The 22,132-nt window shown below is 34.2% G+C and carries 17 protein-coding genes; 5 read left to right on the plus strand and 12 right to left on the minus strand.

Annotated features, from left to right (window positions below; translation table 11 throughout):
* Positions 1 to 2: 2 nt before the first annotated feature.
* The 5 genes from CELAL_RS13460 to CELAL_RS13480 form a co-directional block, all read right to left on the minus strand.
* A complete protein-coding gene (locus tag CELAL_RS13460; protein ID WP_013551452.1) occupies positions 3 to 734 on the minus strand; it encodes an SDR family oxidoreductase in 732 nt (243 codons plus the stop codon).
* An 11-nt stretch (positions 735 to 745) separates the two neighbouring features.
* Positions 746 to 1,561, minus strand: a complete 816-nt coding sequence (locus CELAL_RS13465) for a haloacid dehalogenase type II (protein WP_013551453.1) — start codon at positions 1,559 to 1,561, stop codon at positions 746 to 748.
* Between the two features lie 57 nt (positions 1,562 to 1,618).
* On the minus strand, positions 1,619 to 2,221 hold the full coding sequence (locus CELAL_RS13470) for a TetR/AcrR family transcriptional regulator (RefSeq protein ID WP_013551454.1): 603 nt from the start codon (positions 2,219 to 2,221) through the stop codon (positions 1,619 to 1,621).
* A gap of 155 nt (positions 2,222 to 2,376) precedes the next feature.
* Positions 2,377 to 3,636: a serine hydrolase gene (locus CELAL_RS13475; protein WP_013551455.1), complete on the minus strand. Its 1,260-nt coding sequence runs from the start codon at positions 3,634 to 3,636 to the stop codon at positions 2,377 to 2,379.
* Between the two features lie 2 nt (positions 3,637 to 3,638).
* A complete protein-coding gene (locus CELAL_RS13480; RefSeq protein ID WP_013551456.1) occupies positions 3,639 to 6,542 on the minus strand; it encodes a PEP/pyruvate-binding domain-containing protein in 2,904 nt (967 codons plus the stop codon).
* 155 nt (positions 6,543 to 6,697) lie between these two features.
* Between CELAL_RS13480 and CELAL_RS13485 the strand changes: the two genes are divergently transcribed.
* The 3 genes from CELAL_RS13485 (at position 6,698) to CELAL_RS13495 (ending at position 10,520) form a co-directional block, all read left to right on the plus strand.
* Positions 6,698 to 7,828: a formylglycine-generating enzyme family protein gene (locus CELAL_RS13485; RefSeq protein ID WP_013551457.1), complete on the plus strand. Its 1,131-nt coding sequence runs from the start codon at positions 6,698 to 6,700 to the stop codon at positions 7,826 to 7,828.
* A 127-nt stretch (positions 7,829 to 7,955) separates the two neighbouring features.
* A complete protein-coding gene (gene trxB, locus CELAL_RS13490; protein ID WP_013551458.1) occupies positions 7,956 to 8,921 on the plus strand; it encodes a thioredoxin-disulfide reductase in 966 nt (321 codons plus the stop codon).
* A 147-nt stretch (positions 8,922 to 9,068) separates the two neighbouring features.
* Positions 9,069 to 10,520: an IS1182 family transposase gene (locus CELAL_RS13495; protein WP_013551459.1), complete on the plus strand. Its 1,452-nt coding sequence runs from the start codon at positions 9,069 to 9,071 to the stop codon at positions 10,518 to 10,520.
* Between the two features lie 244 nt (positions 10,521 to 10,764).
* Here CELAL_RS13495 and CELAL_RS13500 read toward each other — a convergent pair whose 3' ends face one another.
* Entirely contained in the window at positions 10,765 to 11,211 is a 447-nt protein-coding gene (locus CELAL_RS13500) for a hypothetical protein (protein ID WP_013551460.1), read from the minus strand.
* Positions 11,212 to 11,466: 255 nt separating this feature from the next.
* On the opposite strand from CELAL_RS13500, the gene CELAL_RS13505 reads away from it, so the two are divergent.
* Together CELAL_RS13505 and CELAL_RS13510 are read left to right on the plus strand one after the other, a co-directional pair.
* The gene (locus CELAL_RS13505) at positions 11,467 to 14,589 is read left to right on the plus strand and encodes a SusC/RagA family TonB-linked outer membrane protein (protein ID WP_013551461.1); all 3,123 of its coding nucleotides are present in this window, start codon (positions 11,467 to 11,469) and stop codon (positions 14,587 to 14,589) included.
* 10 nt (positions 14,590 to 14,599) lie between these two features.
* Positions 14,600 to 16,084, plus strand: coding sequence for a SusD/RagB family nutrient-binding outer membrane lipoprotein (locus CELAL_RS13510; RefSeq protein WP_013551462.1), 1,485 nt, complete (start codon positions 14,600 to 14,602; stop codon positions 16,082 to 16,084).
* Between the two features lie 111 nt (positions 16,085 to 16,195).
* Here CELAL_RS13510 and CELAL_RS13515 read toward each other — a convergent pair whose 3' ends face one another.
* The 6 genes from CELAL_RS13515 to CELAL_RS13540 all read right to left on the minus strand — a co-directional run bounded on the left by CELAL_RS13515 (position 16,196) and on the right by CELAL_RS13540 (position 22,038).
* The gene (locus tag CELAL_RS13515; RefSeq protein ID WP_013551463.1) at positions 16,196 to 17,260 is read right to left on the minus strand and encodes an aminotransferase class I/II-fold pyridoxal phosphate-dependent enzyme; all 1,065 of its coding nucleotides are present in this window, start codon (positions 17,258 to 17,260) and stop codon (positions 16,196 to 16,198) included.
* A complete protein-coding gene (locus tag CELAL_RS13520; RefSeq protein ID WP_013551464.1) occupies positions 17,260 to 18,270 on the minus strand; it encodes a dipeptide epimerase in 1,011 nt (336 codons plus the stop codon). The genes CELAL_RS13515 and CELAL_RS13520 overlap by 1 nt, the downstream gene beginning before the upstream one ends.
* Positions 18,271 to 18,367: 97 nt before the next feature.
* Positions 18,368 to 19,102, minus strand: coding sequence for a head GIN domain-containing protein (locus CELAL_RS13525; RefSeq protein ID WP_013551465.1), 735 nt, complete (start codon positions 19,100 to 19,102; stop codon positions 18,368 to 18,370).
* 153 nt (positions 19,103 to 19,255) lie between these two features.
* Entirely contained in the window at positions 19,256 to 21,037 is a 1,782-nt protein-coding gene (locus CELAL_RS13530; RefSeq protein WP_013551466.1) for a PspC domain-containing protein, read from the minus strand.
* A 2-nt stretch (positions 21,038 to 21,039) separates the two neighbouring features.
* Complete coding sequence (locus CELAL_RS13535; RefSeq protein WP_024479993.1) at positions 21,040 to 21,375, minus strand: PadR family transcriptional regulator; 336 nt, start codon at positions 21,373 to 21,375, stop codon at positions 21,040 to 21,042.
* 180 nt (positions 21,376 to 21,555) lie between these two features.
* On the minus strand, positions 21,556 to 22,038 hold the full coding sequence (locus tag CELAL_RS13540) for a DUF4870 domain-containing protein (RefSeq protein WP_013551468.1): 483 nt from the start codon (positions 22,036 to 22,038) through the stop codon (positions 21,556 to 21,558).
* Positions 22,039 to 22,132 lie beyond the last annotated feature (94 nt).

The following is a 22,132-nucleotide window of genomic DNA, read 5'->3' on the forward strand; positions in this document are numbered from 1 at the left end:
GCTTAAACTAAGGCACCATTAGCACCAATCACTTGTCCTGAGATCCACTTAGAATCATCACTTGCTAAAAACAAAACGACCTTAGCGATATCTATTGGTTTTGCTAATCTATTAAAAGCATTCATGCCTCTAAGTTTAGTTAAAACTTCCTCAGATTTACCATTTAAAAACATATCTGTTTCCGTTGCTCCTGGAGCTATAGCATTTACAGAAATTCCTCGGCCTATTTCTTTAGAAAATACACGCGTCATCTGTTCAACAGCAGCTTTTGTTGCGGAATAGAGGGAATAGGTAGGGAACATTAATTTAGCGGTACTAGATGAAAAATTAATTATACTGCCATTATCTGCCAATTTGCTACTAGCTTCTTGTAACGTATTAAAAACACCTTTCACATTCACATTAAAAAGAGCTGCAAAATCGTCTTCACTACTATCTTTTAATAGTTTAGAAACCATTATTCCTGCATTGTTTACTAAAACATCAATTCTTCCGTAAGTTTCAAGTGTAGCGTCAAATAATGCGGTTACTTGAGTTTTGTTACTTACATCTGCTTTATGCGCAAATGCTGTTCCTCCGTTTGCGATAATAGTTTCTACCGTTTGATTGGCTTCTATTTCGCTGTTGGAATGATTTACAACTATTTTTGCGCCGTTTTTAGCCAATAGTATGGCCGTTTCTTTACCAATTCCTCTTGATGCTCCTGTTACGATGATTACTTTATGTTCTACCATGTGATACTAATTTATGTTAAAGCGATTAATTTGTCTGCAATCAATTTTAGATTAGATTCATTGAATTCAGGAGTGGGAGCTAAGGGGTATAATTGAGCACCAGGTCTACTTATAAAAGCAGCTCTCCAATTAGCCCAAAGTGCACCAGCAATATCCCAGCCATGTGCTGCTACTAATAAACATTCCTTTGGTTGTACACCCATTTTTCTTGCTGCCCAATCATAAGCATCCGAATGGGGTTTAAATTTTCCAATATCCTCTACACTTAATCGTTCTTCAAATAAATCTATTAAGCCCGAGTTTTCAAACTGCGTTTTTACCCCTAGGTTAGAAGAGTTTGTAAAGGATACAATTTTATAGCCTGCCTTTTTTAAATTCTCTAATGAGGATCTAACCTCTGGGTGTGCAGGTAAAGATCGTAATGGCTTTAAAATAGCTTCTGTAGCTTGTTCTTTTGTTAATTTAATTTTGTTGTTAGAAGCTACCATTTGTAAGGTGGCAACACCTACAATTCCAAAATCGTGATATTGTCTAGCTACCGTGTCTACTAATGAATATTGTAACATAGTGGTAAACCATAAGGACAATAAATCATTTCTTTTTCCCAATGCATTCCCTACACTTTCTCTCATGGCATTAAGGTCTAATAGCGTTTCGTTTACATCAAAGAAGATAACTTTTGGACGTTCTAATACGTAGGAGATATTTTCTTTTTCTAATTGTGCTTCGTTAGCAGAAAAGCCTAAATGAGGCATAGCCATTCCTGCTAAACCTAATAGGGCAGACTTTTTTACAAAATTTCTCCTTTGTTCGTTTTGATGACTCATAATGGGTATAGTTATGTTAAAAACATACTAAGTAGTATGTTTTGTTATAAAAAAAAATTAAGCTTCTAAGTTTTGTAAATATATAGAGAGACCAGAAATGTATTCATCTATGATGGCGTCATCTGTATATAATTTACGAATGCCACGAATACCTTCAAAAGCACTGATTAAATACACAGCAACAGCTTTGCTTTCGATGTTTTTCTTAATACTATTTTCAGATTTACCTCTATCTATTAAAAATATTAAAGCTGCTTGCCACTCCTCAATAATTTTCTTTAAAGCAATTTGATAAACAGTTTCGTTATCTCCTATTTCATTTATTAAATTATTCATGGGGCAACCATGCTGCTTCTCAAGAATAGAAAATGATTTAAGACGCTCGATAAAGGTATTTTTTAAAATCTTAATTGCATTACCAGGTTGGTATAAGGGAGCAATCATACCGTCATAAACTCTTTGTTTTACTTTGGATGATATTACAGCAATTCCTAATTCTTTTTTATTTTTATAATGATGATAAAAAGCGCCTTTCGTAAGTTTGGTAGCGAGCATAACCTTATCAATACTAGTGCTCTTAAATCCGTTAGAATAAAATAGCTTAAAAGACTCGTTAAGAATCAATTGTTTTGTGAATTCGGATTTCTGCTTTTGCTCCATTTAGCAAAAGTATAAAAAATACTAGGTAGTATGTTTTGTACTTTACTTAATTAACAATGAATTATGATATACTTGCTATAGTTTACTCACACTAATTTGGAGTGATAAGTATTTAAACGATCTCTTTAGAAGATTTTGGAGGCTACAATAGCGCGTTACTTTCTAATGACTTTATCTATGGCAGATGCTAGATACATATGATCAGAGGCAGAGTTTTTACGCAATACATTGGTCATAAGTACCACCATATATGTACAGTTATCTGGGTGTTCAACGATGATAACAGAGTTCATGAAATTTGAAACATTCCCCATGTATTTACCACAAACTTGCCCATTAGAGCGGTCGCATTTGTACAAGCTTCCAGATTTAAAATAAACGGCAGCATCTTTTAAGGCTGGAGATTGAGCGTATCTAATTCTACGATCGGTCATGTACATTAATCGCTTCATTTCTAAGCTACTATTTTCATCTACAACTTTGCCTTGCTCTAGTTGTATCAAAAATTTCATAAGTCCAATAGGAGTTCCGGTACTACCTCCTTTATCACCAACATACGTATTAGCACCACCGGTAAAAAAGCTTCCTAAACGCCACTCTTCATGGGTAATTCCTAATTCGCGAAGCGGCAGGTTTACCACGTCGTTGGCTAAATCTGTAAGTTCTTTTTTAGGCGTTGTTTTAAAGTAGGCTAGTGCTTTTTCTTCTGTTAATTCAGGATATTCCTTCCCAAAAGCTGCCATTAATAAAGCTTCTCGCCAAACAATACTTGCAGCACCATTGTTACTTACAGAAAGCATATGATCCGTCCACTCATACAGCGAAAAAACATCACTAGCAATAACTTGGCGCTTTACCAAGGTTTTCTTCTCTACATTGTAAATAGGGATGGTGTGTTCATCAGTTAAACCCCAAACTCCTGCTTTTACGGTTTTATTTTTTAATAATGCAGTTCTACTTTCCCATGAATCAGGGTAAATCTTAGCCAATTGTGTGAACAAAGCATTTAATACCGCTAGTTTACCTACGCTACCGGGTTGATACCCTGCAGTTTCATTTCTTTTCGCAAAACGGATGCTATCTAAATCTGAAATATCTAAAACGGCTAAAGAGTAACTTTTATCTAATCCCTTGAACAAACCTCCAATTTCTTTCTGAAAATCTTCATCTACTTGTAAAAAACTACCAACACTATCTGATGCTTTTGACCTTAGATTTAATTGAATAGCACTCCATGATTTTTTTGCTCCTTCAGGCAAAGGTGTGGTCTCTTTCAATTCGCCACTATTAATTAATTCTAATCGAAGCAAACGTCTAATTCCTGTTTGTTCATACCCATCAATTGGATAAAAGACAATGGCTGTAAATGCAAAACAAGAACTAATTAGTATTCCGAGTATGAGTATTTTTTTCATGGTTATAATTTAGTAAATAAGACTATTTCTTTATTCGTATTTATTTTTGGGGTAATTGATTCTAAATAGGCAGAACTCAATGCTTTTTTGTTTTCTACAAAAGGTCTAATTTGAAACAGCCATAACTTCTGGTCTTTAAACCCCAATTCTACATCATATGCACCCTCATAATCTGATTTAGTTTCTAAGGGCATTCTTTTTCTTATGGTTTCAGAAAGTGCTCGGATCTCTTCGATATTTTGCTCATTTAAAATCGACTTTTCAAAAGTTGCTAATTTCTTACCAGTTCCACCAGTGACAGGTAATGTGTTGTGGTAAGCTTCACGAGCAGGAGCTAATAATTCATAACCTCCAGAATTTTTTATTAAATAGGTTTCTGCAGATTGTCCATCAACAGCACCACCAGCTCCCCGACTAAAGGCAATAGTTAAGTCTTTTTCATTTCCAGAACTTAAGCCTTTGGTGATCAAAACGCCAGAATAATCAACATCTACACTCGGAATGACCAAAATAGATGGAAAAACATTTTCAGGATTTAATAAATATTTCTGTCTCCATTTAAAGCTTCGTTCTGTATAAGGCGATGCCCATACATCTTTGATACCCGCAATAATTTTTTCTTTAGCTACTGCATTAAAAATGGTTAGATTAAGTCCGGCTCCCGTAAAATCTTTCAAATCTTCCATATTGGTATCACTACGCAAGAATACAGGAACTGCCCCTAAATCTTTACCAAAAACTGTTGCAAATTCTTTTTCTAAGGAGGATGTAAAGCTATCCTTTAGGGGCATTATTTTTATGGCAGCTCTCAAGGTTTCTAATTGAATAAGCTGATAGTTTTCTACCTCTTTTTCGATGCTATTATTTGCACGCATTTTATCAGCTTCAGCAAACATGTTATTCAAAAATTTCCAATAGGAAACGGCTTGTCCAGGCATGGGTTGATCCATGTGTTCTCTAAAAATTCCGAAAGGAATAACTAAGCCTTCTACAACATTGTCTGGGAACATTTTTTTTAATTGTCCTAAATTAGCAGCTTTTGGTCCGCAAAGTTTCCCTGAGTCTTCCGCATCAACATTTCGCATATTCAGTATTGCGGTTTCGTCTAAACGAATATTCGCTACAGGAACTGCAATTTTTTCTTCTTTGCGCTCTTTTTTCATAAAGAGAGCGAGCTCATCAGCAGACATGTCTTTTTCTAATTTTAAAATTACATTTCCTTTATTAGAAACAGCAAAGAATACTTTTTGACCATTATAGGCCAGTAAGTCTTTTAAATTTTCATCGGATAATGCCGTATTTGGAATCCCTAGATTTCTTGCTAGTAGTTGTACATGAGAAACCATATTCCCTTCTGCAACTGTACCTATGCCTGCAACGGGCTTTAAATCTGCAGGCGGTCGTTGAAAAATATATATTTTGTCAGAAGCTACTTCAATCTCGTCAGGAGAACCATCAACAACAACTAACTCTCCATAGGCATATCCAGGATTCAATCCGCGAAACGTACTTTGGTTTTGTATGTTTAGCACCTTATTGCTAAGGGAAGATTCTTTGGCAATAAAATCGCCTAAATCACCTACCGCTTTTCCTAAATATAAAGCAATAGAACCTCGGATTTTATCATCAATAAAACCATATGCTTTAGGCTCAAAACTAGTGTATTCGGTAACAATATCTTGATACGTAGCTTTTACCATGGCTGCGCTCCATTCTACTTCTCTACGAGCATTCTCTAAAACGGCAGTAAGCTCATTTAATGTCATTTTCTCAGCTTCGTATTTGCTTAATGGTCCCATTAGTTGTTCCCATTCCCAGGTTTCAGTATAACCAGCTCCTGCAGTAGCCATACCTAAGTAACAAATTTTTTCTAATAAGGTATTAATCGTTGTCGGCTCCCACTTTGGTGCATTTTTAAATAAAATATCTTCCACTTTTAAAGAAATATCAAGCAGTTGTAATTTTATTTCTGGATTAGTTTCGTTTAAAATAGCAGTTCTTAGTTCTAATAGTAAGTCCGACGAATTAATTAAAATACTTTTTGGACTATCTGTTGCCGAAGTAGTTGCATACGCTGCAATTTTTTCACCAATACTCGTTTTTCTTACAAGAGATGCATTTTCTAAAAATGCAGTAGCATCAATAGGTTTATAAAATTCTTGCATGGTACTTACTAAAGCATCAAGCTGTTTATTTAGGCTAGTCGTTAATTTTGCGGCATTTTTTTGTTTGAAATCTTTTACCTTTTGGATGTCAACATATTCGGGCTGACTATGAATTTTTACACGGAGGTCCATAAAAGGTTCAAAGGCATCAGAAATTACCTTAGACTGGCTACGCATTAATTGTGAGGTATTATCATCACCAGCATGCGGTATATCTTTTAGAGATTGACGGATTAAGAAGTAGTTTTTGGCAACACGTTCTTTATCGGCTAATAACCATTTGTAAAATTCTATACCCCAGGCTTGTTCGTCTTCAGACTGTATGGAGCCTCTATAGAATTGGCCTTTTTGTAAGATCCAACCCTCGTCAATAGTTCTTAAATATTTGTCCAATTGATACTGTTTCAATCGTGAATGATTGTTTTCGGTATCCCAAAACTCTTTAGCTTCAGTGTAGGCTAATATCTGACCTAAATAAATATGATTGCTCTTACCTAATGCAATGACGGCATCTTTATAACGTGCATGTTGCACACCAGGGCCAATATTTTCAGGACAAGGATCTTTTGGTTGGCGAATACTTCCATCCGTACAGAACCAACGAATATCTTTATAAGGACCTCTTATATCATTTTTGTAAGTGCTTATTTGTGTTGTGATAGCTTCATTGCTCAGTGCTTGAGCGCAAATAGAGGCGGTAGATATTGCTAAGAGAAAGGTAAAAAATGATTTAGTTTTCATGGATTGATTAAATTTAAATCAGAGTAAAAGTATACTATTTGTATGTGGATTAGTTTAATAAAATAGTGAATTTTAATGGAATAAATTAAAGTTAAATGTTTTATTCGATTCATGTATAATTGTATTTTTGACACTTAACCAATAAAAAGATTCTAATGAAGTTCTTATTACCTCTACTTGCAGCCTTACTCTTTCTAAATATTCAGTGTAAAGAGCAAACGAAAAAAGAACAGCTAAATGAGGAAGAACATACTTCATTAAAAACTCCAAAAAAAGAAGAACTTGTAAAATTAGTGATTGAAAAACCGGCAGATGCTACTGTTCCAGAAGGCATGGTTTGGATTCCAGGGGGTGCTTTTCAGCAAGGGGCTGTACCTCAGGATAAAATGGCAATGGATCATGAGAAGCCCAGCCATAAAGTACAGGTAGATGGTTTCTTTATGGACATATCTGAAGTTACCAATGCTCAGTTTGCAAAATTTGTAAAAGAAACGGGATATATTACAGTTGCTGAACGAGAAATTGATTGGGAAGAAATGAAAACACAACTTCCTGAAGGAACACCAAAACCACACGACTCTATTTTAAAGCCTGGAGCTTTAATTTTTAAAAAGACAAAAAAATCAGTTCCTAATTTATATGATTTTTCGCAATGGTGGGAATGGAAAATTGGAGCAGATTGGAAACACCCAAATGGACCAAAAAGTTCTATTGTAGGAAAAGATAATGAGCCCGTAGTGCAGGTTTCTTATGAAGATGCTTTAGCGTACTGTACGTGGGCAGGAAGAAGATTACCGACAGAAGCAGAATGGGAGCGAGCAGCACGGGGAAACCATGCAGAAACTATATATTTTTGGGGTGACGATGTAGATAAATTAGCAACAATGGCAAACACTTGGGAAGGAGAATTCCCAGTTAATAACTCAAAATTAGACGGTTTTGAGCGTAGAGCATCAGTAATGTCTTATCCTGCGAACGATTTTGGACTGTATGATATGGCAGGAAATGTTTGGGAATGGACAACAGATTGGTATAGTACAAACTATTTTAAAGAAGTAGCGAATGATATGGTATTAGCCAAGAATCCTCAGGGCCCTACTAAAACATACAACCCAAATAATCCATATGCCATAGAAAAAGTAATTAAAGGGGGATCATTTTTATGTAGTGCAAGTTATTGCGCAAGTTATAGAATTTCATCAAGAATGGGTTCAAGTCCTGATTCTGGTGCAGAACATGTTGGTTTTAGAACAGTGGCTACTCCAAAGATGCTCGTTAAAAATTAATATTATTCCTAGAAAAAAGAAGGGTACAGGATGCTACTATCTAACTATAACAACTTTTGATAACTTTTATTGTAAGTTTTTTGACAAAAAACCTACTTTTGAAGTAACAAAAATGAAGTACTAGATTATGTCAGATAAAATTGAAAGAATTAAAACTTTAATTATTGGTTCAGGACCTGCAGGATATACTGCTGCTATATATGCTGCAAGAGCAGATTTAAAGCCAGTTGTTTATACAGGAATGGAACCAGGCGGACAATTAACGACAACAACAGAAGTTGATAATTTTCCTGGTTATCCAGAAGGTATTGATGGTCCAACGATGATGATGCAATTGCAAACGCAAGCAGAGCGCTTTGGTACTGAGGTTAGAATAGGAATGATCACTGCAGTAGAATTAAGCACTGAAATAGGCGGTATTCATAAAGCAACGGTTGATGATTCTATTCAGATTGAAGCAGAAACTGTAATTATTTCAACGGGTGCAACAGCTAAATATCTAAATATTCCAAGTGAGCAAAAATTAAGAGGCGGTGGCGTTTCTGCTTGTGCTGTTTGTGACGGATTTTTCTATAAAAACCAAGATGTTGCTATTGTTGGAGCAGGAGATACAGCTGCAGAGGAAGCATCTTATTTAGCAAACATTTGTAAAAGCGTTACCATGTTAGTTCGTAAGGACGAAATGAGAGCTTCTAAAGCAATGCAACACAGAGTTCATAATATAAAAAATATTACCGTTTTATATAATACTGAAGTTGATGAAGTATTAGGAGGACAAGTAGTAGAAGGCTTAAGAATGGTAAATAATGTTACTGGTGAAAAATCGGAAATTGACATTACAGGATTATTCATCGCTATTGGTCATAAACCAAATACTGATATTTTTAAAGGTCAGTTAGATATGGATGAAACTGGTTACTTAATCACAAAAGGAAAATCTACTAAAACAAACCTTCCAGGAGTGTTTGCCTGTGGAGATTCTCAAGATAAAGAATACAGACAAGCGATTACTGCAGCAGGAACAGGCTGTATGTCTGCTTTAGATGCCGAACGTTATTTGGCGGCAATAGAAACTCCAGCCTCAATGGCTTAATTAAAAAAGAGCCGCTTTTTAGGAGGCTACTGAAAAAGTCCTTTAGCCTAGGTTGGGCTAAAAAAATATATCATGCGAGGAGTAAAAGCTATTGTGTTTTTACTCCTTTTTTCGTATTTTTATTAGCTGATTATCAGTTATTTAAATATGTTATTACAGCAACAAAAAATTCAATTGAGTGCGTATTCCGATCTATATGACTTAATAGTTCCTAAGGACAATCTCCTAAGAAAAATCAATGAATTAATTGATTTTTCTTTTATTTACGATGAACTGGCAAGTAAATATTGTTCGAACAATGGACGTAATGCAGAGAGTCCGGTTCGTATGTTCAAGTATTTATTATTGAAAACAATCTATACTGTTTCGGACGTTGATGTTGTTGATCGTTCCAGATTTGATATGTCTTTTAAATACTTCCTTGAAATGACTCCCGAAGAAGATGTGATCAACCCTAGTTCATTGACAAAATTCAGGAAGTTACGTTTAAAGGATACCGATCTATTGAATCTTTTGATAGGCAAAACAGTTGCTATTGCTATTGAAAAAGGAATTGTTCGTTCAAAATCGATTATCGTTGATGCTACGCACACCTTATCAAAATCAAATCCATTTTCCGCTGTCCAAGTTTTAAAAGAACGCTCAAGAATACTTCGCAGGGCAATTTATGCCGTGGATCAAGATTGGAAAGAACGTATGCCCAAGAAAAATGAGGATGACGATCTACAAAATGAAATCACGTATTGTAAAGAACTTGAAAAAGTAATCGGGTCCGACCCAACATTGGGTCTAATACCTGCGGTCAAGGAGAAACTGAACCTATTAAAGGAAACGGTCGCGGATACTCAAGACAATTATATTGTTTCAACAGATAAAGATGCTAGGACGGGACACAAATCGGCCGATAGTTCCTTCTTTGGTTACAAGACCCATATTGCAATGACCGAGGAACGTATAATTACGGCAGCGGTCGTTACTTCGGGAGAAAAAGGAGATGGCCCAGAATTACCCGAACTCTTAAAAATCAGTCAAGAAAATGGAATTAAGGTAGATACCATTATTGGTGATGGAGCTTACTCAGGAAAAGAAAACCTTAAATTAACTTCACTACAGGGTATAAATGTAGTAGCCAAGTTAAATCCTTCGATTACACAGGGGTTTAGAAAAGACCAGGACAAGTTTGATTATAATAAGGACGCTGATATGTTTGTGTGCCCAGCGGGTCATATGGCGATACGAAAAGCAAAACAAGGAAGAAAAAATGTTGGTGAAAACCAAGTACTCACCTTTTATTTTGATGTTGAAAAATGTAAGACCTGTCCTTTAAAAGACGGATGTTATAAACCCGGGGCAAAAACCAAAAGCTATTCGGTCTCCATAAAGTCAAATCTTCACCAAGAACAAATAATCTTTCAAGAAACCGATTATTACAAAGACAAAGCAAAACATAGATATAAAATAGAAGCTAAGAACGGTGAACTAAAAAATGTACATGGATATGGACGGGCTACTGCATATGGTATTGAGAAGATGCAAATGCAAGGTGCAATCGCAATATTTACCGTAAACTTGAAAAGAATACTCAAATTAGGAATGTAAACAAGAAAATCGAAAAAAAAAGACATAATACAAGACTGTACATGATAAAGTTGTAAAAACAGTCCAAAGCCCCAGTAATGAAAATGTAAATAAAAAAAGCGATCAAACAGAAACAAATTTTGTTTGATCGCTTTTTTTTATCCATTACTAAAAAAAAGAAACTTTTTCAGTAGCCTCCTTTTTAGCGGCTCTTTTTTTTCAATATAACCCACATTTTTTAAAAAGGTTAAGTTTAAAAATTATATCAGTCTATTCTTTTATAGTTTTCTGAAGAAATTTTATTGCCTTCATCATCTACGGTAATTTGTTTAAAGGAATCTTTATCTAATTGCAACTCAAATTTAAATACTTGAACGGTATCTTGAATTTTCATCATCATTTCAGAACCAAACTCTAGTTGTTCTTCCAAGTTATTTTCTGAATTTGAATACGAGCCATATCCAAACCATTCTGATGGATCATCTGGCGAATACCGCGTCCACATCACTTTTCCTTTACTGTAAATTTTTACCTGACGATAACCATTAATATTGGAAAGTGTGTCAGTTACATTCATACCGTCATAATTAAAACGGTTAACGAGCTCCCAAGTACCTTCTAAGGAAGGGTTTTTCAAAGATTTAAGAGGTGTAACATTAGTTGAAGAAACTAAAAATAACATCAAGAAAATCAATCCGATTAATTTTTTCATGATCATGTATTTTTAAATTGTTAGATACCAATAAGTTACGGTATTTTTTATTAATATGTAAGAAAATTACTAATATTTATTCATTATTTAAATTAACTGCCATGCCTGTTGAGTAATTCCTATTTATAGTTATTTAATTATTAGTTAATTGTTTTTTTAATTCAATATTTTAGATATATCATATTTGTTTCAGTAGTTATTTGATTGTATTATTTTTTTGTCCAATTTAGTATTCACAAATCAAACGAACCAAATATGAAAAAAGCATTTTTTTTACTTGCAGCAATCATTTACAATTTTAGTGGTTTTGCGCAAAATGTTGCAGGTACCTTAAAGGATGAGAACGGAGAGCCCTTGCCAGGGGTAACTGTGTTAGTCTTGGGTACTAGTAATGGAACAACATCTGATTTTGATGGAAATTTTACCATTGAATCTATGGAAGGAGACATCCTAAGATTTTCTTACTTAGGAATGAAAACAAAAGAAGTATCTGTATCCTCAGATAAACAAATGAATATTGTTTTGATAGAAGATGCAAGTGCTTTGGATGAAGTTGTCGTAACTGCTTTTGGGGTAGAAAAGAAGCAAAAATCACTAGGGTATTCCGTAACCCAAGTTAAAACTGAGAATTTAAATTTAGCAGGGCAGTCCAATGCTATCGAAAGTTTGCAAGGTAGGGTTGCGGGTGTACAAATTAATAGAACTTCAGGTACTTCAGGAGGTGGAGTTGATATTTTAATTAGAGGAGTGACATCGGTGAACCCTAATAGAAGTAATCAACCATTAATTATTGTTGATGGTATTGCATTAAATAATGATACTTTTTCTGGGGAAGTTAGGCCAAGCGCTGGTTCAAATTCAGCGAGTAGTTCAGAACAATTTGCTTTTTCTAATAGGGCAGGGGATATTAACCCTGAAGATATTGAAAGCTTCAATGTTTTAAAAGGAGCTGCAGCAACAGCTTTATATGGAGTCAGAGCATCGAACGGGGCTATAATAATTACAACAAAAAAAGGAAAGAAGGGCAAAGCGAAAGTTTCGTTAACTGCTTCTACAACCTTTAGAAATGTAAATAAAACGCCATCTTTGCAAACAACATACAGAGAAGGTTTTAATGGTTTACCAAGAACTCTTTATGATCCTTCTTCAGAAACAGGATTTAATAGAGTTGAGAATGCTACTTCTTTTTATAACTGGGGTCCAGAATATTCAGCAGATTCTGCAACCTTGAGTGATGGTACCATTGTAGATTTGACTGGAGATCAATTTTATAGCCCTTATGATCTTTTCAGAACAGGATTTAATTCTCAAGTCAATTTAAGTATTAGCGGAGCTGATGAAAAATTAGACTACTTTTTTTCATTAGGTAATAATAGTGAAGAAGGGGTATTACCGAATACTAATTATGAAAAAACTAATTTCAGGCTAAATTCAGGATATAAAGTAACAGATAATTTTAATATAAATACATCTATATCGTATACCAATTCTGGCGGAAAAAGAGCAAATGGAGGTGATAAATCGGTAATGAGTGCATTATCGTTTTATTCAAGTACATTTCCTATTAATGATTATAGGAATCCGGATGGCTCTGAACGCGACTATTCTTTCGGAATTATTGATAACCCAAGATATTTAATGGAAACAAGTAGCTTAATTGACGATGTAAATCGTTGGGTAGGTAATGCTACCTTTAATTGGGCGCTTAAAGATTGGGTAACCATTACATATGCAGCTCAAGTTGATAATTATTCAGATAAACGTAATCGTTTTGTAGGTGCCGACTTAGATGGGGGCTCTCAAGTTGGTGGCTTTATACTAAATCAAAATATAAATTTTACGGCACTAGAATCTAATTTTTTAATAGCCTTTAATAAAGATTGGTCTGATAAATTTACTACTGACCTTACATTGGGTCATCAAGTCTCTGATTCTAAAAGAGATTATGCAGAGGCTAGAGGCGAAGGTTTAAATGTGCCAGGTATTAATGAAATTGGGAATACAACTAATTTTTTTATAAATAATTCAGTTACTCAGTTACGAAACATGGGTGTTTTTGGTGAATTAAAATTTGGCTATGACGATAAATTATTTTTAACCTTAACAGGCAGAAATGATTGGCTGTCTACTTTGCCAAAAGAAAACAGATCGTTCTTTTACCCTTCTGCTAGTTTGGCCTATGATATTTCTGATGTATTTGGTGATAATAATGTATTTACTTTCGGTAAATTAAGAGCTTCTTGGGCTGAGGTAGGTAAAGGACCTGGTTTTGGTGATGTAGGGCAATATTTTATTGTCGATGGTGATTTCCCTTTTGGAGGTTCTGGAGGGTATAGGAGAAGTACACAATTAGGAGATTTAGAAATAGTTCCTGAAAGAAATCAGTCTACTGAGTTTGGCGCAGATTTAAGGTTTGCAAAAGATCGTATTAGATTAGATTATGCTTATTATAAAACTAGAGTTAAAGATCAGATTTTTACAGTAGGTACAGGGTATTCCTCAGGGTTATCAGGAATAACTAGAAATGCTGGTGATTTTGAAGTTTTTGGTCATGAATTATTAGTAAGTGCAAGTATTATTCAGAAAAAAGATCTTAAATGGGACTTAATTTTAAATTGGTCAACAAGTGAAGGAAAAGTTTTAGAAATCCCAGAAGACATAGAGTCTATAATTTTTGCAGATTCAGGAACTCCTGGTGTAACTTCTGAAATACGTGCAGGAGATAAGATGGGGTCGTTATATGGTTATAAATGGACCTATATTGATGGTGAGAGATATATTGCTTCAGATGGTTTACCTGTGATAAATTTTGATGAGCGTGTAAAAGTGGGCAATGCTTTTCCTGACTTTGTATCATCTATAGGGAGTGATTTTAAATGGAAAGGAATAGGATTTAATTTTCTATTTGAATATAAAAAAGGAGGCGATTTGTATGATTCTGGTTTAAGAAATTCTATAAGGAATGGAAATAGCTTGAGTACCTTATTTCGAGATGAATTGGTAGTACTTGATGGTGTTATGGATGACGGTAGTGGAGGTTATGTTGCCAATACATCAGAAGGGTTAATAGATCAAAATTATTATAGAAGTTCAACTCAATACAACAGAGCCTCAGAAGTTTTGATTCAAGATGCTTCATGGGTAAAACTTCGTAATGTAAGTCTTTCATACGAAATTCAAAGTAAGTTTATAAGTACATTAAATTTATCTAAAGTAAGTATAACTGCTAGTGCCAACAACATTTTAATATGGACACCCTTCGATGGTTTTGATCCGGAAGGAAATCAATACAGCGCAGGTAGTAATGTATATGGTTTTACAGGCTTAAGTGTTCCAATATCTGAAAGCTATTCATTAGGTGTAAACATAGGATTCTAAAAATATAAGTATGAAAAATATAATAACTAAAATAGTATTATTAGTCGCATTTACAGCTCTTTTTGTAGCCTGTAGTGAAGAGTATTTTGAAGTAAATACTCCATCAAATACTGCAACGCTAGAGGAGTTACGTATGCAAGATTTAATTGCACCAGTAATTCATAGTACAATGGAAGCCCAACGTTCTGCGGAGTTATCTTTTGGTAATTACGTCCAGAATTTTGTTAGCACTGGAGGAGGAGCAGCAGGGCAAACAATGGCAAGTGGACTCTGGGAACAGGTATATCTTTATATCTTACCAAATTTAAAGGTAATCAAAGAAAAAGCCATAGAAAGTAATGCAATACATATTGGAGCAATTACAGATATATTAACGGCCATTAATATTGGTATTGCTACAGATACTTGGGACAATATCCCTTATTCAGATGCAACTGACGGGCCTAATAATAGTTTTCCAATATTTGATACGCAAGAAGAGATATATACTCAAATATTTATTTTATTAGATGGTGCAATTTCTGCTTTAGAAACTACGGATAATTCTGGTTTTGCTTTAGGAAGTTCAGATCTCATTTATGGCGGAAATTCAGATAAATGGCTACGAACAGCTTATACTATAAAAGCACGTTACCAACTACACTTGGTAAATAAAGGTACTATGTCCGCTAATGATGTTATCGCAACAATTTCAAACGGTTATACTTCAACGGATGATGATTTTCTAATGTTTTATGATGATAAAAATATAAATCCTTGGTATTCTGTAGAGGTTCTGGCGAGATCAACGGGTAATTTCAGTAATGACATTGCAAGTCAATTAGTAAGTTCAATGAATGGCACGTATTATCCTTTTCAAGGAAGCACTGTTGTCATAGATCCTAGATTGCCATTATTTGCAGAAAGATCTAATGAGGATGTTGAATACAAAGGTTTCGTAAGTGGCGGCCTAGGGGTGTCTCCAGATGGTTCAGATGCTAATACAAGTTTTAAAACTGATGGATATTATACTAGTGTAGATTCTCCATTAATGTTAATTAGTTATGCCGAGGCTATGTTTATAAAGGCAGAAGCTGAATTCCTCGCTAATGGAGGTACGACCACTAGCGTAGGCTCAAATTTACGGGCTTATACGGCTTATATGGAAGGTATTCAGGCAAGTATGGATATGTATGGTGTTGACGCGTTAGACTACTTATTAGATGCGTCAATAGCAGTTGAAGAGACAGGCTTAATGTTAAACCATATTTTAAAAGAAAAATACATTCATAATTTTTTAAATCCAGAAACGTTTGTGGATTTTAGGAGATATGATTTTTCAGAGAATGTCTTTAAAGGACTTCAAATTAGATTGGAGGATTCGGCTGATTCTAATGAATATAGTGGGGAATGGTTTAGGAGAGCAGAATACCCAACCGTTGAGGTTTCTAGAAATGAAGCTAATGTTTTAGCAAATCAGAAAACTCCAATAACTCCTGTTTGGTGGGATAATTAATTTAACAAAAACATAAAATTACTGATGCTTAGATTTAATGTTATAATTAAATAATTTATTTTTAAATTTAAAGCTAAATGATAATTTATCATCTAGCTTTAAATTTTTCTATTATTTAAAGTATAAATTAATAACCTCACAAAGTGTATTAATATCCTCTTTGGTATGAGCAGCACTGATTATAATTCTACTCATGAGATTAGCATTTTCATTGGGGTACCTAAAACTGGTTACTAGAATATGGTGTTCTTCTAAGTAAGCTGTCAACTTTTCGTCCGAAAAAGTAAATGCAGGATGACCAAGCATAAATTTAAACTTCGATACTCTATCAATATTCTCTCTGAAATATTCAACATTTTGATAAAGTAGTACACGTTTTACATTCAATAAAGCTTCACTTTGATAAATACTTGCAAGGTTTGCTGGCGAAGCGGGACTTGCTCCTCCGAAAAAAATGGTGTTGGTAAGTTCTTTAATTCGATTAGAACTCGCAAAAATAGCACCGCCTTGTACACCAAAACCTTTGCCTAGAGAGCAACAAACAATTAGCTCCTTAGGATTCAAGTTTTCTATAATTCTAAAAACACCACCACCATTCTTACCTGTAATTCCTATGCCATGAGAATCATCTACAACGAGGATTACATCTTCTAAAGGTAGTGCTTGCAGTCCTTTATAATCAGGGAAATTAGCACCCGAAAAATCTATGGAATCAAGAAAAACTACAGGTGTATTTGTTTTATTTTTTTCCAAATGATCGCGAATAGCAATATTTAAAGATGAAAAAGTAACATATGAGGTAGGTTTGTTCTCTTCATGATTAGTAACATATAGAGCAGAATGTGTATTGGGCGTATAAAAGAATTTAAATTCCTTTTTATTCAAAAACTGACCTATAAATTGACCAGCCAAGTACCCGGAGGATAAGCTTAAACAAGCTTCACTACCTACTAATTTGGCAAGATAGCCCTCTACTTGGTCATAGATGTTAATCCGAATATTAGATTTTCTAGAGGCACCATAATTAGTACCGTATTTTCGGATATTATCAATATATAAATTTTGAAATTCAACATCCGTCTGCAAGCCTAAATAAGCAGTACCCCCAAAATAAAGATAATTGGTGCTGCCTACCTGAAGGTCTTTTCCTGGAAATGAATCAATGTATTTTATCATTATCTAAGTGTTATACCACTACCACCAAGTTTAGGGTATATTAAGCTGGCATCTTTACTAATGATGATACCATCTGCAATATCTTCTTTTAATAACATAGAACCGTCCATATCCACATAGTCTAATTGCGGTAATAATTGGGCAATTGCAGAGATGCCTACAGAAGACTCGGTCATACAACCCACCATTACTTTTAAACCTAAGTCTTTTCCTTCTTTTATCATACGCAAGGCAGGGGTTAGTCCACCACATTTTGTTAATTTAATATTGATGCCGCTAAAGTGCAAACCACATTTCTCTACATCGCTTTCTAAAATACAGCTTTCATCGGCAATAATAGGAAGAACACTATGGTGCATTACTTTTTCCATACCATCCCAATCATCAGCCTTTAGGGGTTGCTCTAAAAATTCTACCCCTAAATCTTTTAAAAGTGGAGCATTGAAAATAGTTTCTTCGGCTGTCCAAGCGCAATTAGCATCAATCCTGAAAATAGCATCGGTATGTTTTCGTAATTCTTTAACGATATTAACATCATTATCGGTACCTAACTTTATCTTATAAATAGGCCAAGGAGTTTCTTGCATTTTGGCTACCATTTTTTCAATACTAGCAATACCAATGGTGTAATTTGTAGTAGGGTAGTGGTCTAGGTTTGTATTCCAGATTTCATACAATGGCTTCCCTTTTAACTTGCCAAAGAGGTCATGAGCAGCTAAATCTAAAGCACAAATAGCAAAATTAGAAAGACCTTTATGGGTTAAAAATGTATGAAATATTTCTGGCGTTGTAAATGTATACGCCTGTATTGCTGTTCGTATGGCATTTATCTCCGCCATCATACTTTCTACAGAAATTTTATAGTATGGATTTGAGGTTGCTTCTCCGTATCCTGTTTGGCCATTTAAACTGAGGCTTGCAATTAATGTATTTTGAAAATCGTGAGACTCTCTAGAGATACTAAATGTGTGTTTTAAAGGTAATATGTATTTTTTTAAATCTAGCTGCATCGTATAATTCTTTGTACGAAAATAAGCAAAGACAAAATATAAAAAAACGAAAAGCCATTGAAATTTCAATGGCTTTTCGTGTAGTTGTGTTTATCGGTTAGTTGTTAAATGTAACACTGCCAGAAACATTCTTTTTAGTATCTACTTGGGCCTTTCCAGAATAGGATATATTCCCACCACTACTTGCATCTGCATGTAGCGTTTCAGAGACATTAATAGCAACATTAGCGCCACTACTTGCTTCTGCATTACAAAATTTTGTAGCTAACTCATTAGCACTAACATTTGATCCGCTGCTGGCATCAATAGTTGCATTTCCTGTTTCTCCTATTATTTTAATATTGGCACCACTGCTTGCATCAATATCTAAATTATCAGTAACTACTTTTAAATTTACTAGAGAACCACTACTAGAATCTATTGTTAGTCGTTCTGATTTTATAGTGTTTTTTGCAGTTAAATTTGCACCACTAGCGCTTTTTATTTCTGATATATTAGGCAAGGATACATAAACTTTTTTTGTGGCATTACCTATGTTTTCAATGGCATGTATTTTAAGAACATTATTGTTTATATCTGTTCCGATAAGAGCTATAATGTTCTCATCTGCTTCTACTGTAATTTCAAATATAGCTGCTTGGGTTACAATTACTTCTAGTCCTTCTGAGGCAGAAATTACTGTAAAATCTTCGTTCACAGGTCTACTATCTTTGGTTACTATTCCGTTTCCTTTCACACCAGATCCAAACTCACCTATTTTTATATCCATTCCACAGGAAGTTAAAAAAACGCTTAGGGCTAGTGTGATTGCAATTCTTACTAAAGTTGTCATGATTGTTGTTTTTATGATTGATGTAAAGTTGTTATTTATTTAGGTTGTTTTATAACTTATAAAACTCAACTGTTGTTTTTGATTGATGAATTGTAATGTATTGGAGGTAATAGGTATCACTAGTGGTTTAGTGTTTACGACCATAATAAATTTTTAATTTTGGTCAGCATCAACGTGGATTCCATTTTCATCTATTTTCAAAATGAATGATTCCCCGTTATCGTTAACATCAATGTCAATTCCGTCTTCATCTATTTTAATTTTTCCCTTTTCACCATTTTCATTGATGTTGATATCTATACCATTGGCATTTATTTTTACGTGGTTATTATCTTCAGAGATAGCTATTTCTTTATTAGGACAGTCTAAGCACTTTAGCGTTCCATTATTTCCCATGATCCATTTATAGTCATAGACATCACAGTCGTTAATGTCCGAATCATTTTTGGTGTTAATTCTCCAACAATTATCTGTATTGTTTAAAAATTTTAGAGCCATCCCTTTTGGTAAGTAGACAAATACTCGGACTTCCTGATTTTTAAATTTGTTTTCTCTTCTCGTGGTTAAGAATTCATTTAGTTCTAACGTATTTCCTTCTAGAGTATAGTCATAATTTATTTTTTCTGCAGTTTCCCTAGCATTTGGGAATGACTTTCCATTAGCATTTTTCTGAATTTCTATATGAATAAGAGAATCTTTAGAAGTCCTGAAGTTGAATTCGACGTCTTTTGAGGATAAAATTTCTTTTCCGTTATCATCATAACTAACGACCATATCGCCAATGTTTAACGTTCTTCTATTCCAATGCAAATCATTAGAGACAAAAGCAATATTTAAAGTGTCATTTGGGTTGTTTAAGTAGTATTCATTGTCTGTTATTGCACTATCCCAAAAAGCTCTAGATGCAGCTTGTTTACCGGCAAGAATCATAATTGCAATAAGTGAAATTAACCATAAACCTAATAAGGTAAATTTAGCAACAGCTCCAATAGATTTTAAATTAGTGATAAGAATTTTTAAACCAAGATACATTAGAAAAAATAGCGGAATAGCCACCAATAGAAAAGCAAATATGGCTACAATCCAAAAAGGAGTGTCTGTTGCATCTACCAATTCATATAAGTTTAAAGGGCCTAGGTGTATCGTATCAAAAACACCCAATGTAAAGAAACCAACTAACATAGCAATTAATCCTGCCCCTCCTGTAAGTATTAATAAGATACCGACAAATTTACCTATGATTTTGAAGAAAAACATAATGATTTCTCCGAGGGTGTCAAAAAAAGTTTTGCCGCTACTTTTAACTTTATTTCCTACTTTTTCATAGTCAACATTTTTTACACGGTCTGCAACTTCATCAAAACCTTCTTTTACTTTGCGTTCAATATTGCTAATGTTTACATCTTCACCACGCATGTCTAATTTTTGAGCGGTTGTTTTGGCTTCAGGAATCAAAATCCATAGTAAGCCATAAATAAAAGCAAAACTTCCTCCAGACCCAACAGTGAAAACAACCCAAAGAATACGCACCCAAATAGGGTCTAAGCCAATATAATGGCCTATGCCTGCAGAAACACCAGCAACATACTTAGCTTCAATATCACGGTATAATTTTTTAACTCTTTTTGGTTCTTTAGAAGCCTTTACGGGCTCATCGTCAAAAATATCTTCATCAACCATATAGTCTTCTGGTTGCCCCATGATAGCGATAACTTCATCTACTTCTTTGGTGGTAATTACTTGACGTTCATTAGCCAATTTTTCATGAAAAAGTTCTGCAATTCTAGCTTCAATATCTGCTAAAATCTCATCGCTTCCAGAGGTATTTGCAAACGATCTTTTTACAGATTCAAGATAGTGTCGCATTTTGTTATAGGCATTTTCATCAATATGAAAAAGTATGTTAGCGAGGTTTATATTTACAGTCTTGTTCATCGTTAGTTATTTTTGTTGTTGGTCACTAGGTTAGTAGCACTTCGTAATTCATCCCAAGTAGTATCTAGTTCTTTTAGAAATAGCTTACCTGTTTCAGTTAATGTATAGTATTTTCTTGGGGGGCCAGAAGTAGACTCTTCCCAGCGGTAATTTAATAGGCCTGCATTTTTTAGTCGGGTTAATAAAGGATAAATAGTACCCTCAACGACAAGCATTTTGGCATTTTTTAATGTTTCAAGGATTTCTGATGCATATTTATCTTCTCCGTTTAAGATAGAGAGGATGCAGTATTCCAGTACACCTTTACGCATTTGTGCCTTTGTATTTTCTACATTCATAATTTCGTTTTGCTTTATATGCAGCTTTTTCAGCTTCGAAATTCTTTCTGTTTTCTTAGAACTAACTCCTTGCATAGATTAACGGTTCGTTTTTGGATTGATGAATAAACATCCTGATTGATTTTTGATTGCGATTAATGAATAAACTCCTATACTGAAAAGGTGTGATTAAGACCTCTTTTACTTTATAAACTTAATAGTTAATGGGTATGAAAACGGTTGACCTTCATTTGTTTTTATAACGGCTAAAATGGTATATACAATATTCAATACAAATAAAACTCCGCTTAATAAGCCTGTTATACCAAAAGGGATTAGCCAACTACCAAATCTAAAGTCATTACTATCAAAATGGAAATTCATGGTATTGAAATGATTTAGATTACCAAAAGAAAAATTACCAAAATCTAATAGGTTAGGAAATAAACCAATAAAAAAAGGAACACTTATAATGCCTATAATTATGGAATAAAGCAACAAGCTTAATTGAAAATTTAAAGCCTGTTTTCCATTGTAGTCCACATACTTATAGTCATTCTTATTTGCGACCCATAGAATCAAGGGCAAAATGAAGTTTCCAAAAGGAATAAAAAACTTAGAAAACGTCGATGCATGCAAAAGTGCAGAAAGGTTTTTTTCGTGTTTTGATAAGGTATCTGTCATGGCTTAGTAATTTCTTATGCAAATATATATCTTTAAAAAGGTACTATGCAACACATAGTACTGTAAATTAACTTTTTATTAACAATTGTAAGCT

Source organism: Cellulophaga algicola DSM 14237, from assembly GCF_000186265.1.
In the GTDB taxonomy this organism is placed as follows: domain Bacteria; phylum Bacteroidota; class Bacteroidia; order Flavobacteriales; family Flavobacteriaceae; genus Cellulophaga; species Cellulophaga algicola.

Bases quoted from the DNA above. Each gene is read 5' to 3' on its own strand.
- CELAL_RS13460 (WP_013551452.1), bottom strand. From the start codon at position 734: ATGGTAGAACATAAAGTAATCATCGTAACAGGAGCATCAAGAGGAATT.
- CELAL_RS13465 (WP_013551453.1), bottom strand. From the start codon at position 1,561: ATGAGTCATCAAAACGAACAAAGGAGAAATTTTGTAAAAAAGTCTGCC.
- CELAL_RS13470 (WP_013551454.1), bottom strand. From the start codon at position 2,221: ATGGAGCAAAAGCAGAAATCCGAATTCACAAAACAATTGATTCTTAAC.
- CELAL_RS13475 (WP_013551455.1), bottom strand. From the start codon at position 3,636: ATGAAAAAAATACTCATACTCGGAATACTAATTAGTTCTTGTTTTGCA.
- CELAL_RS13480 (WP_013551456.1), bottom strand. From the start codon at position 6,542: ATGAAAACTAAATCATTTTTTACCTTTCTCTTAGCAATATCTACCGCC.
- CELAL_RS13485 (WP_013551457.1), top strand. From the start codon at position 6,698: ATGAAGTTCTTATTACCTCTACTTGCAGCCTTACTCTTTCTAAATATT.
- trxB (WP_013551458.1), top strand. From the start codon at position 7,956: ATGTCAGATAAAATTGAAAGAATTAAAACTTTAATTATTGGTTCAGGA.
- CELAL_RS13495 (WP_013551459.1), top strand. From the start codon at position 9,069: ATGTTATTACAGCAACAAAAAATTCAATTGAGTGCGTATTCCGATCTA.
- CELAL_RS13500 (WP_013551460.1), bottom strand. From the start codon at position 11,211: ATGAAAAAATTAATCGGATTGATTTTCTTGATGTTATTTTTAGTTTCT.
- CELAL_RS13505 (WP_013551461.1), top strand. From the start codon at position 11,467: ATGAAAAAAGCATTTTTTTTACTTGCAGCAATCATTTACAATTTTAGT.
- CELAL_RS13510 (WP_013551462.1), top strand. From the start codon at position 14,600: ATGAAAAATATAATAACTAAAATAGTATTATTAGTCGCATTTACAGCT.
- CELAL_RS13515 (WP_013551463.1), bottom strand. From the start codon at position 17,260: ATGATAAAATACATTGATTCATTTCCAGGAAAAGACCTTCAGGTAGGC.
- CELAL_RS13520 (WP_013551464.1), bottom strand. From the start codon at position 18,270: ATGCAGCTAGATTTAAAAAAATACATATTACCTTTAAAACACACATTT.
- CELAL_RS13525 (WP_013551465.1), bottom strand. From the start codon at position 19,102: ATGACAACTTTAGTAAGAATTGCAATCACACTAGCCCTAAGCGTTTTT.
- CELAL_RS13530 (WP_013551466.1), bottom strand. From the start codon at position 21,037: ATGAACAAGACTGTAAATATAAACCTCGCTAACATACTTTTTCATATT.
- CELAL_RS13535 (WP_024479993.1), bottom strand. From the start codon at position 21,375: ATGAATGTAGAAAATACAAAGGCACAAATGCGTAAAGGTGTACTGGAA.
- CELAL_RS13540 (WP_013551468.1), bottom strand. From the start codon at position 22,038: ATGACAGATACCTTATCAAAACACGAAAAAAACCTTTCTGCACTTTTG.